We start from the raw sequence: 16,365 nt of genomic DNA, 5'->3' as shown, positions 1-16,365 counted from the left end.
AGTCCGGGTTGGCCGACCGGGCGGGCAGGAACGTCGTACGGGTACCGGCAGTGCTGGTACGGAACGTATTTGGAGACGGCAGGCCATGAGCAATTATGATGGCGCAGCGGTTCTGGAAGCCATCCGCGACATACAGGCGACGACGACGGGCACGGATGCGATCGAACGGCTCGCCGAGTTCAGCGAGTCCTATGGATTTAACCGTGTCTTCTTGGGTCAACTCGTCAATCCGCTCAATGTTCCGCTCAAGGATATTCTCTACCTCTCGAATTGGCCCGAAGAGCTGAAAACGAGACGACTGAGCCGTCTCGCCATCCTGCATGACCCGATCGCGCTTTGTGCCATCCGCTCGAAGCGCCCGTTCAGCTGGGCCGAAGCACATGCGCATGCGTCGCGGATCGGGCGCATGGTCGTCGACATGGTGCATGACTATGGCATCACGGACGGCATGATGTTCCCGATGCATGCGCTTGCCAGCATATCGGGCGGCGTCTCGCTCGGCGGAGACAGGATGCCGGACCTGTCGCGAACCCAGATCGCCGAACTCGAGATCGTCTGCCAGACGGCCTATTACCACCTTGAAGAGCTGATGGGCCCGTTTCCTTACCAGAAATTGGCAGAGCTCTCGCCCCGGGAAGCCGAATGCGTCCAATTCGCCGCGGCCGGCAAGTCGAACTGGGAGATCGCCCATATTCTGGGGATAAGGGAGGACTCCGTGAAGAAAACGCTGCAGCGGGCCTGCCGGAAACTTGATGCGGTCAATCGTGCCCATCTCGTCTCTTCAGCCATTGCGCATGGGCAGATCTTTCCCTGACAAGCCCCCTTATGTGGACATGACGATATGGTAGCTCCGCTCCATTCTCCGCCTGCAACCAGGCACAGCAGGAGGTTCCATGTTCAAGATCATTACGCCGGACAATCGCGGCGAATACCGCGATCTCATCCATGCGATGCATGAGATGCGTTACCGGATCGTCGTCGAAGAATGGGGCTGGCACATTCCTGGCATTCGGGAAGGCTACGACAAGGACCAGTTCGATACGGACGCAACCTTTTACGTCCTCGTCCTTTCCCGGGATGGTGACGTACTTGCATCCTCCCGGCTCAATCCGACGACCCGCCCACATATGATGAGTGAACTCTTCGCCGACTATTGCGACCTCCAGCCCTATCCTGTCGGCGCGGATGTCTGGGAATGCTCCCGCTTCGTGACGGACCGGAAACGCATGCGGGACCCGGTTGAGGATTTCCGGACGAGGTGCCGCCTGGGGCTGGGGCTCACGGTCTGGTGCCTCGATCACGGCGTTTCGCGCCTCAGCTGGCTCACTCACCAGAAATTCTACAATCTCGTCCAGCGGGTCTGGTCAACCGAGCCGCTCGGGCTTCCGAGGCGGGACGGCGACGACTGGGCGTGGATCCCTGCGGTCTCACGGATCGACAAGGAAACACTCGACCGCCAGATGGACCGGTACCGGGACGCGGAAGCCATCGTGGCAGAGTATCTCGCACCAAAGCTTAGGGCCTCGGCATGAAACAGGATCGATCGGAAGCCGTTTCCGCCGAGGATGCCGCGGCGTTTGAGCGCGACGGTGTCGTCTGCCTGAGGAATGTCCTGAAGCCTGATGAAGTCGAACACCTCCGATTGGCCGTGAGCAAACAGATGGAGCAGCTCGGCGTGTCAGCAACAGGTTATGATTTCGAGGCGCTCGCCCAGCAGGTGTGGGACACATCAGAGCCGGTCGAGGTCGGCGCTGCGAACCGGTTCGACATGCAGGCGATGAAGGAACTGGTGCTTAGTGATCCGGATTCGCGCCCGCTCCTGGAAGAAGGAGAGGCCAGTAAAAAGGGACTCTTCTTCTATGATGTCGCGGCGTGGAGATGGGACCCAGGTGTGCGCCAAGTGGCATTTGACTCGGCGCTGCCGGGTATCGCAGCGGAGCTGCTCGGCGCGAACAATCTCAACTTCTGGGAAGACACGACCTTCGTGAAGGCGCCGCACACACGTCAGAAGACAGCGTTCCATCAGGACCTTGCCTATTTCCAGATCGAGGGCGAGCAGTGTGTCATCGTCTGGATCCCGCTCGATGCGGCAAATGACGGGAGCGGCGTCATGCAATACATTCGCGGTTCCCACAGATGGGGTGAGACGTTTGCGCCGAATGCATTTGTCTCGCGAACGTCTTTCCCATCGTCGCCGCATCCGAAATGTCCGGACATCGAAGGCAACCTAGCGGCATACGATATCGTCTCGTTTCAGGTTAAGCCAGGCGACGTCATTATCCATCACGTCATGACGGTACACGGGGCGGGAGGGAACCGGTCAGACCTCTGGCGGCGGGCCATGTCTTTCCGCTATTGCGGGGATGACGTCCGCTATTTCGACAGACCCGGGGCTCTGAAGCAGGCAGGGGGGGCTGCGGGCCTGCGCGACGGGGACCGTCTCTTTTCGAAGGATTATCCGGTCGTTTGGCCAAAGCCATGGCCGGGATTCCGTCTCTCGCCAGTTTACGATGCCAGACAGATTGGGTGGGATTTGGAGCGGGCACGTTACACGTGACGGGAACGTAATCAGATTGCGGAAAGAAGTAATCCAGATCTGGCTTCGAATGAAATTTTTGCTTGACTTGATGGCGGCTGGAAATGTTAGGGCTTGGTGAAGCTCTGTTAACCTGGGCGTTAAGAGCATTTTGTAAACAGGCTGTATTATGTCGCTCGTCCGGACCAAGATGCATTTGTCGAGACTAGTCATCGCTTTGATGACCTGGGCCTGCATAGCGTCTCCGATGAGTGCAGTCGCTGACATCGCGATTGCCTGCGACGATGTCCATCAAGTCTCTGCGGACAGCTATGTGTCCGAAGAAGTTCCTTCCCAGGATACTTCACAGGAAGGGTCAGGCCACCAATTTCATCATTGCGGCAGTTGTCACAATCACATCATCGGCGAAGAGGGTGGCGAAAAGCTTATTGCAGCCTCCACAACTTTGCTTAGCCCGGTTCCCGACCAGAACATGCTTGTGCAGGCCGTTTCGGACGGTCCCTACAGACCTCCTCGAGCTTAGATCCCGACACCTGAAAAGGAGTGCGCAGCGAATGCTGCGCCGTCGATGATTCTATCCGAGGAAAGCATATCCAATGAAAATCCACTTTCGCGGCATGCTTGCCGCGCTCGCTCTGCCCTTTTTGGCGGGGCAAGCCCTCGCAGATGGATGCGGCCCTGCATCTGTCCAGACTTCAAATGCTGAGCAAGGAACCCCACTTACACTTGATGCAGCAGTGAAGCGGGCCGCCCGGGCTGCCCCCGAAGTCCTGTTAGCAGTGCTTGAAGCCAGAGCCGCGTCGGCCGATGCCGATCAGGCCGGGCGCCGGCTCAATCCGTCCGCTTCGATCGAGACTGAAAATTTCGCCGGTACAGGTCCGCTACGAGGTTTCAGCACCGCCGAAAATACCCTGGTGCTCGAACAGACATTCCGGCTCGGTGGAAAGCGGCGTCTTTCCGAGAGGGCTGCCCGGGCTGAGGCTGCCCTTGCAAGCGCCAGGTGCGAGGTCATGCGTCTTGAATCCCAGACGCTGGCCGGAGAGTTGTTTCTCGATTTGCAGGCAGCCATCGAGATTGCCAAGGTTGCATCCGATGCGGCCAAGCTGGCAGGAGAGTTCTCAGATGTCGTTTCTCGCAGGGTGGAAGCGGGAGCATCAGCCCCTCCGGAGCTTGTCCGATCACAGTCTGAGGAAGCGATCCTTCAGGCAGCAGCGGATGCGGCAGCCGGAGAAGTCGAAGCCAGAGCCATTGCTCTGGCCTCTGTCTGGGGACGAGGGGAGGTAGATTTTGTTCTGCCTGATCCTGCCCGTGAGAAATTCGATAAGGCCGAGATCAAAGCAAGCGAAGGCGGACCATCTCACCCAAGGCTGGCAGAGGCAAAGGCTGGGATGGAGGCGCGTCGTGCGGCGGCTGATTTGGCACGCGCAGGTGCCTGGCCGGATGTGACGTTGTCTGCCGGCCTTCGGAATTTTGAACAGACCGGTGACAATGCATTCCTTGCGGGGGTGAGCGTGCCGCTGCCTCTATTCGACCGCAACCAGGATGCGGCGCGAGCAGCCCGGCTCAGATCTCAAGGGGCAGCGTTGAACGCTGATGCCGTGGAAGCCCGTTTGCGTGCGCAGCAAGCGAGCCTTGTTGCCCGCAGCCGCACGTTCAGATCCCGGCTTGACCGTCTTGAAGGGGAGGCGCTCCCCCTGGCCGAGCAGGCCTATGCCGCGGCAGCGGAAGGATACCGGGTCGGCAAGTTCGACCTAACCGCAACACTCGATGCGCGCCGGAGCCTGATAGAGACGCGCTCAGCGGTCATAGACGCACGGCTTTCGCTTGAAATCGAAACCTTGCGGTTGCGCGCCCTGATCGGCGCAGCACCATTTGATGGAGATACCCAATGAACAGGAACATGTTGTTTGCGGCGTTTCTGACACCCGCGTTCCTCTATCTTTCGGCGTGCAGCGGCGATGCCGCAGGCGCCGGCTCGCCAGCAGAAAACGCTGCCGGGAAGGAAGAGAGACAAGATCGCGCTAATCAATATGAGATGCACGATGAAGATGACGACCATCAGGCGCCGGACCATGTAGAGTTGAGCCCGGCAGAGACCAAAGCTGCCGGTATCGTGGTCGGCAAGGCCGCTCTCGGGCGCATCTCCGGAGATCTCGAGCTTCCGGCTGAGATCCGGTTTGACGCTGACAGGATCGCCCGGGTTTCCCCCAAAGTCGAAGGGGTCGTCGCCCGTCTCTATGCCGGAGAAGGAGATACGATCGGGCCCGGTGCGACGCTTGCACTTCTGACAAGCCGGGAACTTGCTGGCCTCAAGGCCGACTTCCTGAATGCGGTGACGGCCGAACGCCTTGCCAAGGCTGAATTGGACCGCGAAGAGCATCTTTTCCAGCAGAAAATTACCGCGAAGGCTGATGTGCAGTCAGCCAGGGCCGCTTTTGCAGCGGCCAATGCCCAACGGGAGGCTGCTGAGAACAGGTTGCATGCTGTCGGTATCGGACATGAAGTTCTGGACCGTCTTGACGGTGCGAAGGACGGTGCGCTGTCGCAAGCCTATGTGACGTCGCCGATCGCCGGAAAAATCATCCGTCGCACGGTTTCGCTGGGCGAAACCGTTTCGGCTGGAGGCGAGCCGATGTTTGTCGTCATCGACGATAGCGTCGTATGGGCCGACATTGCTGTGTACAAGGATGACCTTGGAAAGGTTGATGCGGGTCTGGCAGTTTCGCTCCGGCGGGAAACCGGCGAAAGTCTGGCCGAAGGGACCATTGCGACTGTGCTGCCGATCATTGACGAGACATCACGGACGGCGACGGCCCGGGTTATCGTCGACAATGCTGATCATCGCCTGAAGCCCGGCCAGTTTCTTACCGCACATATCGAAACAGGCGGGTCTGAGACATCCGTCCGGGTTCCGTCTGGCGCGATTGTCGAGGTCGAGGGCAGGCAATCTGTCTTTGTGCCAACAGACGACGGCTTCAAGCCCACAGAAGTGATGGCAGGCGGAAGCGCGAATGGATTCACGCAGGTTCTTTCCGGCCTCGAAGCCGGCGATGCACTCGTGACAGACGGGGCCTTCACCCTCAAGGCCCAGCTCGAAAAAGACGCCTTTGGCGACGGCCACGCGCACTAGGAGACGGTAGAAATGTTCAATCTCATGCACCGCCTTGCCGGTGGCCAGCTGCTTGCGGTCATTGCGGTTATTGCCCTTGCAATCGGCGGACTGTTCGCGTTCCGGAGCCTTCCGGTCGATGCGTTCCCCGATCCCTCGCCGTCACTGGTTCAGGTATTCACCGAGACCGAAGGACTTTCCCCCGAAGAAGTGGAGCGGTATGTCACCTATCCGATTGAAACGGCCATGTCCGGACTTCCCAAGGTTGAGGAAATCCGTTCGACTTCGAACTTCGGGCTTTCCGTCGTCAACATCTATTTTGAAGACGGCACCGATGTCTATTTCGCCCGGCAGGTCGTCGGCGAGCGTCTCGGCGAAGCGGCAGACGCCATCCCGCTAGGGTTCGGGACTCCGATAATGGGGCCCATCTCAACCGGTCTCGGAATCATCATGTATTACCGCCTTGTCGATGAGACGGGCGAACGATCGCTCGTCGAACTGCGAGAGATTGCGGACTGGATGATCAAGTACCCCCTTCAGTCTGTGGAGGGGGTGACCGAAGTGCTCTCGCTCGGCGGATTTGAGAAACAATACCAGGTGCGCCTCGATCCGGACCAGCTGACCTCCTACCATCTGGGTGTTGCAGACGTGATCGACGCCCTTGAAGCGGCTAACCGGACGGCGGGGGCTCAATTCATCGAAGTCGGCGCTGAACAATACACCGTCCGCGGTGTTGGCCTGGCGAGAACACTAGACGATCTTCGCGACACGCCGGTCAGAAGCATTGATGGACGCCCAATCCGGGTCCGCGACCTTGGTGAAGTCCAAATTGGCGGCGGCGTCCGACAAGGTCTTGCAACAGCTAATGGAGAAGGCGAGGCGGTTGCCGGCCTCGTGCTGAAGCTCTACGGGTCGAACACATCAGACGTCATCGAGAACGCGAAGTCGCGTTTTGAAGAAATCAACGCCTCGCTTCCCGATGGAGTAAAGGCGATCCCCTATTATGACCAGGGCACGCTTGTCCAGAAAGCGGCGGCAACGGTTACAACCGCGCTCTGGCAGGGAGCCTTGCTCGTCGCAATCATCGTGTTTGCCTTTCTCGGCGGATGGCGGCCGAGCCTAGTTGTGGTCTTGTCGATCCCGTTCTCGGTCGGGTTTGCTTTCATCGCGATGAGCGCGCTTGGAATCGGTGCGAACCTCATGACGCTCGGCGGAGTTGCCATCGCGATCGGCATGATGGTCGATGGGGCGATCGTGATCGCTGAGAATGTCGATCGAGGATTCAGGGAACGATCAGAGGGCGAGGATGCGCGCACGACGGTCGCGCGGGCCAGTACGGAAGTGATCGCGCCCTTGATCGCGGCGGTGGCTGTTGTCATCATCGTGTTCCTGCCGCTCTTTTCGCTGCAGGGAACCGAAGGCAAGACGTTCCGGCCCCTGGCTGCGTCAGCTGCGCTCGCCATGACCGGTTCGCTGATCTATGCGGCGCTGATTGCGCCTGCCATGGCGCTTGGCCTGATGCGTCCATCGGGCAAGACGGAGACCGCTGAGAAAGGCCGGCTGACGCGGTTCATCAAGCCACTCGCAGCCTTTTTTGTTCGCCGACGGATGGCTGCAATCTGCCTTGCAGGACTGTTACTTCTGGCTGGCGGTCTTGCAGCGACGCGGCTTGGGTCGGAGTTCACGCCGGCGCTTGAGGAAGGCGATGTCCTGCTGCGGGTCACAATGGCGCCGTCAATTTCACTGACGGAAGCCAAGGCCATTTCAACCCGCATCGAAAGTCGGCTGCTGCGTTCCTTTCCGGAAATCGACTCGATTGTCAGCCGTATCGGGCGCGGAGAAGTCGGTGCCCATGCCGACCCTGTCAACAGTATCGAGGCCTTTGTGGCCCTGAAGCCCAGAGAGGACTGGCGGGACGGTATGAGCCCAGATGACCTTCGGGCTGCAATCTCTGACAGCCTCGGTTCCTTCCCGGGTATCCGGGCCAATGTCGGCCAGCCGATTGCGATGTCTGTGGACGAATTGCTGACCGGCACCAAGGCGCAGCTCGCGGTCAAGATCTTCGGGCCGGACACCATTGTCCTGCTGGAAAGTTCACAAGAACTGCAGTCCATCCTTCAGGATGTTCCGGGTGCAAGTGACGTCCAGGCCGACCAGATCACCGGCGCGCCGCAGCTTGTCGTGTCACTCAACCGGACAGCGCTCGGCCGGTATGGTCTCAGCATCGAAGAGGCGCTGGATGCCCTTCAGTCAGGCGTTGGCGGCGCGGAGGCAGGTGCGGTCTTCGAAGGTGTACGCCAGTTCCCGGTGGTCGTTCGCTTTGCAGAGGAGGACCGCAACACACCGGCGGCGATCGGGCGGATCATTCTGGAATCGGAGAGCGGTGCACGCATTCCGCTGGAGAGTGTCGCCGACATTCGCGAGATTGTCGGGCCACGGCAGATCACGCGCGAGAATGGCGAGCGGTTCATCACTGTCCAGCTGAATGTCCGGGGCCGGGATATCGGCAGCTATGTCAGCGAAGCACAGGAGGATGTCGGGGCGGAACTCGATCTACCTGCGGGCTACCGGGTTGAGTGGGGCGGTCAGTTTGAACTGCAGCAGGAGGCCAATCAGCGCTTTGCGGTCGTGATCCCGATCACGCTCGCTATCGTGTTCCTTATCCTGTTGCTGACCTTCGGCCGAATGAAATCTGCCATTCTGATCTTGCTCAACATCCCGCTCGCCCTGACAGGCGGCACGATGGCGCTCTGGGTCAGCGGCTTGCCTGTGTCAGTGCCAGCGACAGTCGGATTCATTGCCTTGTTCGGGATCGCGCTTGGCAACGGTATGGTGCTTGTCAGTTTCATGGACGATTTTGCCAGGGCTGGCCGGAATCTGGATGAACTGGCCATCGAGGCAGCTGGACTGAGAGCCCGGCCTGTCCTCATGACGGCCCTGACCACGGCGCTCGGCCTTGCGCCCTTGCTTTTCGCGACTGGCGTTGGCGCCGAGGTTCAACGTCCACTTGCCACGGTTGTCATGGGAGGGCTTGTCTCTTCGACCGTGCTGACATTGCTTGTTTTGCCAGCACTTCACCGCTGGTTCTCGCCGAAACCGGACGCGCACCATTCCATGTTGGAAACTACACACGCGCATCCACTCCGAGGATGAGCGCTTACCGCTTGGTTTCCGGCCATGTCTGTGCCTGAATCACGGCATGGGCATGGCTGACGAGCACTGATGCATTCTCCAATAAAGTGTTTGAACTCTTGTGAAAGGCCGGTGAAATGAAGGACGGGGCGGCAGAATTGTCCCCCGAATGCCAACCTACAGGACAGTTTCGATCTGATAGTCCGGAGCAAAGATCAGCCGGACGGAGGTAATCGCCTCCTGCTTGTTGCGGGTCGTGCGGTCAATGACAAACAATGCTTCGCCTTCCTTGCAGGAAAGCAATCCCGCTTCTGTCTTGCCGGCTGACATGGCGGAAAACATGATTTCACCTTCCGTAAACGGAACATGTGTGACGAGCCACTCGTTCGGGCTGATTTCGTTGAAGATCGATATTTCCTTCGCCGAAACCCATTTCGGGTTCAGCCAGCGATCTTCGATCACATAGGGGCGGCCGTCAGCTGTATGTATGCAGACGATATGTTGAGCGCGGGCGCGCCTGCCGAATTCCATGATATTGCTGACTTCCGTAGGTGGAAGGACTCTTTCAGAGCAGATCAGTTCATAGCCGTATTCATGTCCCTTATCTGCTATTTCCTGGCGTATGACGGGAATGTACATGGTCGCCTTGCGGACCGGGTGTGTCGCAACACGGGTGCCGGCCTTGCGGCGCCGGTCCAGCAGGCCTTCATCCGCCAGGTTCTGCAGGGCGCGGTTCACTGTTGCCCGGGCGCAACCAAACTCCTGGGCAAGATCCGCCTCGTTCGGGATGAGGTCGCCGGGTTTCCATTGCCGCGAATGAATTCGGGCCAACACTTCCTCCTGGACTGACTGCCAGCTATTGAACGGCGTGTCTGTCATAACGCGTCCCTGAGTTCACTCATCGTCCTGCGATATTTCTCCAAGATCTTGTCCCGGCCGACGTGGCGACCTTCTCTGACAAGGTGGCGTCCGGCGGACCAGACATCCGTAACAAGACCATCATCGCCGGCGAAAACATAGCTATCCAGAAGCGTGTCGCCTTCAAGCCCAGCCAGGCAGATGCTGTCAATGTCAAGCGCGAAAAGGTCTGCTAGAGCGCCTTCCTCTATCCGGCCGCTGTTGCGTCCGGCGGCCGTTGCGCCGCCTTTCGAAATAGCTTCGAAGACTGTTCGCCCCGTTGAATGGCCGGACCGCGACAACACGGCGCGGGCATGGTCTCTCAGGCGCTGGGAGTATTCCAGGGCCCTCAATTCTTCTGCCAGAGAGATGCGAATGTTTGAATCCGAACCGATTGCAATTGGCCCGTCATGTTCGAGCCAGGTGTCTGCCTGAAATATCCCATCTCCGAGATTGGCCTCGGTAGAGGGGCAGACGCCTGCGACGGCCCCTGAGCCCGCCAGACGGATGGTTTCAGTTTTCTCCATCCGGGTGCAGTGAATGAGACACCATCTGGGGCCGGCATTGCAATTGTCCAGGAACCAGGTGACCGGACGGGTACCATAGCGTTCCAGGACTTCGTCAACTTCTTCCTGCTGCTCCGCCAGGTGCATGTGGACCGGGCCGGAAGGCAGGAGCTGTTCGACCCGTGCTATGTCATTGTCAGCAACAGCCCGCAGGCTGTGAGGGGCTACGCCCAGCCTGCAATCCGCCGGAAGACTTCCCAAGGCGCCCTGTGCCTTTTCTACAAGCCGTGCGAACCGGTCGAAAGTGTTGCCAAATCTGACCTGGCCTCGATCAAGGGGGCGCTTATCGCATCCTCCGTACTGGTAGAGCACAGGGAGCAGCGTAAGGCCGATGCCACTTGTCGTGGCCGCTGCCGCGATCCGTTCGGAAGTTTCCGCGAGGTTTTCGTATGGCGTCCCGTCAGGTTGGTGATGGAGATAGTGGAATTCGACACTTGCTGCATAACCAGCTTCGAGCATTTCCATCTGAACAAATGCTGCGATGTCTTCGATGTGACGAGGTGCCAGGCGTTCCAGGAACCGGAACATCAGTTTGCGCCACGTCCAGAAATTGTCCTTTCCATCAGGTCCGCGACCCTCGGTAAGTCCGGCCATGGTACGCTGGAAAGCATGCGAATGAACGTTGGCCGGGGAGGAGAGAAGCAGGCCGGTCCGGGTGCCTTCCGGGGGGTGCCCTGAGCGTACGGACAGGATGGTGCCCTCCGGGCTCGTTTCCACGCGGACCGCATCGGACCACCCATCCGACAGGAGCGCTTTTTTCGCCCAGATGACCGTCATTACATCTTTCCTAGTCTAATAATATGTATATACATATGCAGCAGACCGTACCCTCAGGCAACAGGAAATCATGTTACTGACGCACGCAAAGCTCGCGACGTTTGAAGGAAATGAGCCGTACGGACTCGTTCCGGATGGGGCCGTCTGGATGAAAGACGGGCGGTTGCGTTGGGTCGGAACGTGCGCGGATATTCCTGAAGCTGCCCGGAACGACGAGCGCCTGGATCTGGAAGGGCGCCTTGTTACGTCAGGCCTTGTGGATTGCCATACCCATATCGTTCACGCAGGAAACCGGTCCGCCGAATTCGAGGCGCGTCTGAACGGGGCATCCTATGAGGAAATTTCCCGGTCCGGAGGCGGCATCGTCTCGACCGTGGAGGCGACCCGGGCTGCAAGCGAGGAGGATCTTCTGAGATCGGCCCTGTTGCGTGTGGACGCCCTGATTGCGGAAGGGGTGACAACGCTCGAGATCAAGTCCGGTTACGGGCTGGACATAGAGACCGAGATGAAGATGCTTCGCGTGGCGCGGCAGGTGGAAAAGGTGCGGCCCCTCCGGGTCCGTACAACTTTCCTCGGAGCCCATACGCTGCCTCGCGAATATGCGGGGCGCCCGGACGATTACCTTTCGGATGTCTGCCTTCCGGCAATGGAAGGCGCAAAGGCCGAGGGTCTGGCCGATGCGGTGGATGGGTTCTGCGAGACCATTGCCTTTTCGCCGCAAGACATCCGGACCGTGTTCGAAAAAGCTCGGACGCTCGGCTTGCCCGTGAAGCTGCACGCCGAGCAATTGTCCTGGTTGGGCGGCGCACGCATTGCCGCAGAATATGCCGCGCTCTCGTGTGATCATCTGGAATATGCAACGCCGGAAGATGCCGAGGCGATGCAGCGTCATGGGAGCATAGCGGTCCTGCTTCCGGGCGCATTTTACTTCCTCCAGGAAACGCGGCCGCCGCCCGTATCGGCATTCCGCGAAAATGACGTCCCCATGGCGATTGCGACGGACTGCAATCCGGGTTCCTCACCGATGACCTCGATTCTGAGCGCGATGAACATGGCCTGCGTCCTGTTTCGTCTGACGCCTGAAGAAGCGCTGCGCGGCGTCACCCGGAATGGCGCGATGGCGCTTGGCCTGGAGGATGTCGGGCGCATGCATGCAGGGCAGTCTGCAGATCTCGCGGTCTGGGATGTGGATCATCCTGCGGAACTGTCCTGCCGGATCGGTTTCAATCCATTGTACAAGCGCATTTTTTGCGGAGAGGTCACATGATTGTCCTGGAACCTGGCGCCACGGGTCTGGCGGCGCTGGAAAATATCTGGCGCTCGGACGTGCCTGTCAGGCTGGCTGAGCGGGCCCGCAAGGATGTCGACCGGGCCGCAGACGTGGTCGCGCGGGCAGCTGAAGGCGAGCAGGCGATTTATGGTGTGAACACCGGCTTTGGAAAACTTGCCAGCATCAAGATTGCACCGGCCGACACGGCCAGGCTGCAGCGCAACCTTGTCCTGTCCCATTGCTGTGGTGTTGGTGACCCGCTGGAGCCTGCCACCGTGAGGCTCATGATGGTGCTGAAACTCCTGTCGATCGGCCGCGGTGCGTCTGGTGTATCCTGGCAGGTCGCGGTGCTGATCGAGAGAATGGTCAGCGAAGGCGTCCTGCCCATCATCCCCGAGCAGGGCTCTGTCGGGGCATCTGGTGATCTGGCGCCGCTGGCGCATATGGCGGCGGCGATGATGGGAGAGGGGGAAGTCTTCTTTCAGGGGCGCCGGATGCCGGCCAGGGTGGGCCTGGAGGCAGCGGGCCTGTCGCCCGTGGAATTCGGTGCCAAGGAAGGCCTGGGCCTGATCAATGGAACGCAGTTTTCAACGGCCTGCGCGCTTGCGGGATTGTTCGATGCCAAACGGAACCTGCTGCAATCCCTTGTTTCCTCCGCGCTCTCGACAGATGCGGTCATGGGGTCGACAGCGCCATTCCTTGCGGAAATACACGAGTTGCGGGGCCATCCCGGACAAAAGCGCGTTGCGCGGGCGATCCGTGACATCATTGAGGGGTCGGAAATCCGGGACAGCCATCGCGAAGGGGATGGACGAGTCCAGGATCCCTATTGCATCCGATGCCAGCCGCAGGTGACTGGCGCCGCGCTGGACCTTCTCGATATGGCGGGACGGACGCTGGAGATCGAAGCCAACGCCGTATCCGACAATCCGCTTGTCCTGGTCGAGCGGAACGAAATCGTTTCGGGCGGAAACTTCCATGCCGAACCGGTCGCGTTCGCGGCGGACATGATCGCATTGGCGATCGCCGAAATCGGCGCCATCGCGCAGCGGCGGATCGCAGTCATGGTCGACCCGGCCCTGTCCTTCCACTTGCCGCCATTCCTGACCCGGGCTCCCGGGCTGAATTCCGGCATGATGATCGCCGAGGTCACGTCAGCAGCTCTCATGAGCGAAAACAAGCACATCGCAAATCCGTGTTCGACCGATTCCACGCCCACTTCCGCAAACCAGGAGGACCACGTGTCCATGGCGGCCCATGGCGCGCGCCGGCTTGGCAGGATGAACCGGAATCTCAGCATGATCCTGTCGGTGGAATTTCTCTGCGCGGCGCAAAGCGTGGAGTTTCGCGAACCGCTGAGGACCAGCCCCGCATTGAGGGATGTTCTCGCTGCAATCCGGGCGAGGGTTCCGAGACTGGACGAAGACCGGTTTCTGGCGCCGGATCTTGCAGAAATGAATACCCTTGTGCGGGACGCAGCCCTGTCGCGGGCAGCAGGACTGCCCGAAAGTGTCGACGGGGTTGCTGCATGAGACCCGTCGATATCAAGTCCGGAGAGGGCGCGATCGTCCTTGGCGTTCCGCACAGCGGGACATACCTGCCGCCCGATATTTACGCAAACCTGCGGCCGCCGGCCCGTTCCCTTGCCGATACCGATTGGCATGCGGACAGGCTGTATGCTGATTTATTGCCGGATGCGACCGTCGTCAGGGCAAACTTTCACAGATACCTGATCGACGCGAACAGGGATCCGGACGGAAGCCCGCTCTATGACGGCGCGAACACGACCGACCTTGTTCCGATGACGGATTTTGACGGGAACGCAATCTGGGCGGAGGCGCCCGGGCGCACAGATATCGAAGCCCGTCTTGCAGCCTGGCACCATCCCTATCATGCCGCGCTGGCCGGGGAACTGGAGCGGGTGCATCGCAAGCATGGTCTCGCCGTCCTGGTGGACTGTCACTCGATCCGATCCCGGATCCCTTTCCTGTTCGATGGGGTGCTTCCGGACATCAATCTTGGTACCAATCTCGGAACTTCGTGCGACGAGCGCATTGCGGAAGCCGCCGTGAACGCGTGCCGGAACGGGGGGGATTACACATTTGTTCGCGACGGGCGGTTCCGGGGGGGGTGGACAACCCGCCATTATGGCCGCCCCGGCAATGGGGTCCATGCGATCCAGATCGAACTGGCCCAGGCAAACTATCTCGCAAGCGAGTGTGTGCCATTTGAATATGACTCTGCCAAGGCGGAACGCCTGCGCAGTCATCTGAGAGGGATACTCAGAGCCATTGAAGATGCAACGACCGAAATGGGACAAAGCCATGAATAATAACCGGCACAATCAACGCGATGTATTTCCGCCCACGGGAAAGGAGATCACCGCAAGAAGCTGGCAGACGGAAGCACCAATGCGCATGCTGATGAACAATCTTCATCCCGATGTGGCAGAAAACCCGCACGAACTTGTCGTCTATGGCGGGATTGGGCGGGCTGCCCGGACATGGAAGGATTTTGACCGCATTGTCGAGACGCTCCAGCGTCTTGAAGACAATGAAACGCTCCTTGTTCAGTCCGGCAAGCCTGTCGGCGTTTTCCGGACGCATGAGGACGCACCGCGCGTCTTGATCGCGAATTCGAACCTGGTGCCCCACTGGGCCAATTGGGATCATTTCAACGAACTGGACCGGAAGGGGCTGGCCATGTACGGCCAGATGACGGCTGGCTCGTGGATCTATATCGGGTCCCAGGGGATCGTGCAGGGTACGTACGAAACCTTCATGGAGGCGGGCCGCCAGCATTATGGCGGCGAGCTGTCGGGGCGCTGGATCCTGACGGGCGGTCTTGGAGGCATGGGGGGCGCCCAACCCCTGGCCGCGGTCATGGCGGGCGCCTCTTGCCTGGCTGTGGAATGCGACGAGACGCGTGTCGATTTTCGCCTGAGAACGGGGTATGTCGACCACAAGACTCATTCGCTCGATGAGGCGCTCGACCTGATTGCGAAATGGACAGCGGCCGGTGAAGCGAAGTCGGTCGGCCTGATTGGTAACGCCGCCGACATATTCCAGGAAATATTCGACCGCGGTGTCCGACCGGACATGGTAACCGATCAGACCAGCGCGCATGATCCGGTTCATGGCTATCTGCCGCAGGGATGGAGTGTTGCCGAGTGGCGTGAACGTCAGGAAAGCGATCCGAAGGCCGTCGAACTTGCCGCACGTGCGAGTATGAAGGTCCATGTGGAGGCCATGGTGAATTTCTGGGATGCCGGTGTCCCGACGTTCGACTATGGCAACAATATCCGGCAGGTCGCAAAGGAAGAGGGGCTTTCCACTGCATTCGACTTCCCCGGATTTGTACCTGCCTATATCCGGCCTCTCTTCTGCCGTGGCATCGGGCCCTTCCGCTGGTGCGCCCTGTCGGGGGATCCGGAAGATATCTACAAGACCGACGCGAAAGTTCGGGAACTTGTCAATGATCCGCACCTGCACAACTGGCTCGACATGGCGCGAAGCCGCATTTCGTTCCAGGGGCTGCCAGCGCGGATCTGCTGGGTCGGGCTTGGGGTCAGGCACAGACTAGGTCTTGCCTTCAACGAGATGGTGCGAAAGGGAGAATTGTCCGCCCCCATCGTTATCGGCCGCGACCATCTGGATTCCGGCTCTGTCGCGTCACCGAACCGGGAAACGGAAGGCATGCGGGATGGATCGGATGCTGTATCCGACTGGCCGCTTCTGAATGCGCTCCTCAATACCGCATCCGGGGCGACCTGGGTCTCGCTGCATCATGGCGGCGGTGTGGGCATGGGCTTTTCGCAACATGCGGGCATGGTGGTCTGTTGCGACGGCACGGAAAGCGCCGACCGGCGGATTGCCCGCGTCCTGTGGAACGACCCGGCGACCGGCGTGATGCGTCATGCCGATGCCGGTTACCAGTCCGCCCTCGACTGCGCGCGCGAGTATGAGCTGGACCTTCCCGGCATCCTGTAGGCAATCACTCTTGGCGGCCAGGTCGGGAAGCGGCATGCAAGGAGGGGCTGAACGGGCCCGGCAGGCCTGCCCGGTTCGGTCCCTCAACG

The 16,365-nt window shown here is 59.9% G+C and carries 12 protein-coding genes; 10 read left to right on the top strand and 2 right to left on the bottom strand.

Going from position 1 to position 16,365, the window contains the following annotated elements; translation table 11 throughout:
• Nucleotides 1-85: 85 nt before the first annotated feature.
• The 6 genes from R3C98_RS09615 to R3C98_RS09590 all read left to right on the top strand — a co-directional run bounded on the left by R3C98_RS09615 (nucleotide 86) and on the right by R3C98_RS09590 (nucleotide 8,798).
• Entirely contained in the window at nucleotides 86-814 is a 729-nt protein-coding gene (locus tag R3C98_RS09615; protein WP_371313861.1) for a helix-turn-helix transcriptional regulator, read from the top strand.
• Nucleotides 815-893: 79 nt separating this feature from the next.
• Nucleotides 894-1,532, top strand: coding sequence for an acyl-homoserine-lactone synthase (locus R3C98_RS09610; RefSeq protein WP_371313860.1), 639 nt, complete (start codon nucleotides 894-896; stop codon nucleotides 1,530-1,532).
• Nucleotides 1,529-2,557: a phytanoyl-CoA dioxygenase family protein gene (locus R3C98_RS09605; protein ID WP_371313859.1), complete on the top strand. Its 1,029-nt coding sequence runs from the start codon at nucleotides 1,529-1,531 to the stop codon at nucleotides 2,555-2,557. The genes R3C98_RS09610 and R3C98_RS09605 overlap by 4 nt, the downstream gene beginning before the upstream one ends.
• 575 nt (nucleotides 2,558-3,132) lie before the next feature.
• Nucleotides 3,133-4,428 carry a TolC family protein gene (locus R3C98_RS09600; RefSeq protein ID WP_371313858.1) on the top strand — a complete coding sequence of 432 codons (1,296 nt, stop codon included), beginning with the start codon at nucleotides 3,133-3,135 and terminating at the stop codon, nucleotides 4,426-4,428.
• Nucleotides 4,425-5,666 (top strand): efflux RND transporter periplasmic adaptor subunit, encoded by a 1,242-nt coding sequence (locus tag R3C98_RS09595; protein ID WP_371313857.1) that lies wholly within the window; start codon nucleotides 4,425-4,427, stop codon nucleotides 5,664-5,666. Before R3C98_RS09600 ends, R3C98_RS09595 begins: the two co-directional genes overlap by 4 nt.
• Before the next feature lie 12 nt (nucleotides 5,667-5,678).
• A complete protein-coding gene (locus R3C98_RS09590; RefSeq protein ID WP_371313856.1) occupies nucleotides 5,679-8,798 on the top strand; it encodes an efflux RND transporter permease subunit in 3,120 nt (1,039 codons plus the stop codon).
• 156 nt (nucleotides 8,799-8,954) lie between these two features.
• On the opposite strand, the gene R3C98_RS09585 is transcribed toward R3C98_RS09590, so the two are convergent.
• Together R3C98_RS09585 and R3C98_RS09580 are read right to left on the bottom strand one after the other, a co-directional pair.
• On the bottom strand, nucleotides 8,955-9,656 hold the full coding sequence (locus R3C98_RS09585) for a GntR family transcriptional regulator (RefSeq protein ID WP_371313855.1): 702 nt from the start codon (nucleotides 9,654-9,656) through the stop codon (nucleotides 8,955-8,957).
• Complete coding sequence (locus tag R3C98_RS09580; RefSeq protein ID WP_371313854.1) at nucleotides 9,653-11,017, bottom strand: formimidoylglutamate deiminase; 1,365 nt, start codon at nucleotides 11,015-11,017, stop codon at nucleotides 9,653-9,655. Before R3C98_RS09580 ends, R3C98_RS09585 begins: the two co-directional genes overlap by 4 nt.
• Before the next feature lie 70 nt (nucleotides 11,018-11,087).
• Between R3C98_RS09580 and hutI the strand changes: the two genes are divergently transcribed.
• Genes hutI through hutU form a run of 4 tightly spaced genes read left to right on the top strand, consistent with a single transcriptional unit; the run spans nucleotide 11,088 to nucleotide 16,276 of the window.
• The gene (hutI, locus tag R3C98_RS09575; protein WP_112073371.1) at nucleotides 11,088-12,284 is read left to right on the top strand and encodes an imidazolonepropionase; all 1,197 of its coding nucleotides are present in this window, start codon (nucleotides 11,088-11,090) and stop codon (nucleotides 12,282-12,284) included.
• Entirely contained in the window at nucleotides 12,281-13,819 is a 1,539-nt protein-coding gene (gene hutH, locus R3C98_RS09570) for a histidine ammonia-lyase (protein WP_112073372.1), read from the top strand. Before hutI ends, hutH begins: the two co-directional genes overlap by 4 nt.
• Complete coding sequence (hutG, locus tag R3C98_RS09565) at nucleotides 13,816-14,619, top strand: N-formylglutamate deformylase (protein WP_272988647.1); 804 nt, start codon at nucleotides 13,816-13,818, stop codon at nucleotides 14,617-14,619. The genes hutH and hutG overlap by 4 nt, the downstream gene beginning before the upstream one ends.
• Entirely contained in the window at nucleotides 14,612-16,276 is a 1,665-nt protein-coding gene (gene hutU, locus R3C98_RS09560; RefSeq protein ID WP_035578334.1) for a urocanate hydratase, read from the top strand. The genes hutG and hutU overlap by 8 nt, the downstream gene beginning before the upstream one ends.
• Nucleotides 16,277-16,365 lie beyond the last annotated feature (89 nt).

It is taken from the genome of Hyphomonas sp., assembly GCF_041398465.1.
Lineage (GTDB): Bacteria > Pseudomonadota > Alphaproteobacteria > Caulobacterales > Hyphomonadaceae > Hyphomonas.
This window is presented reverse-complemented; position numbering and strand designations above follow the sequence as displayed.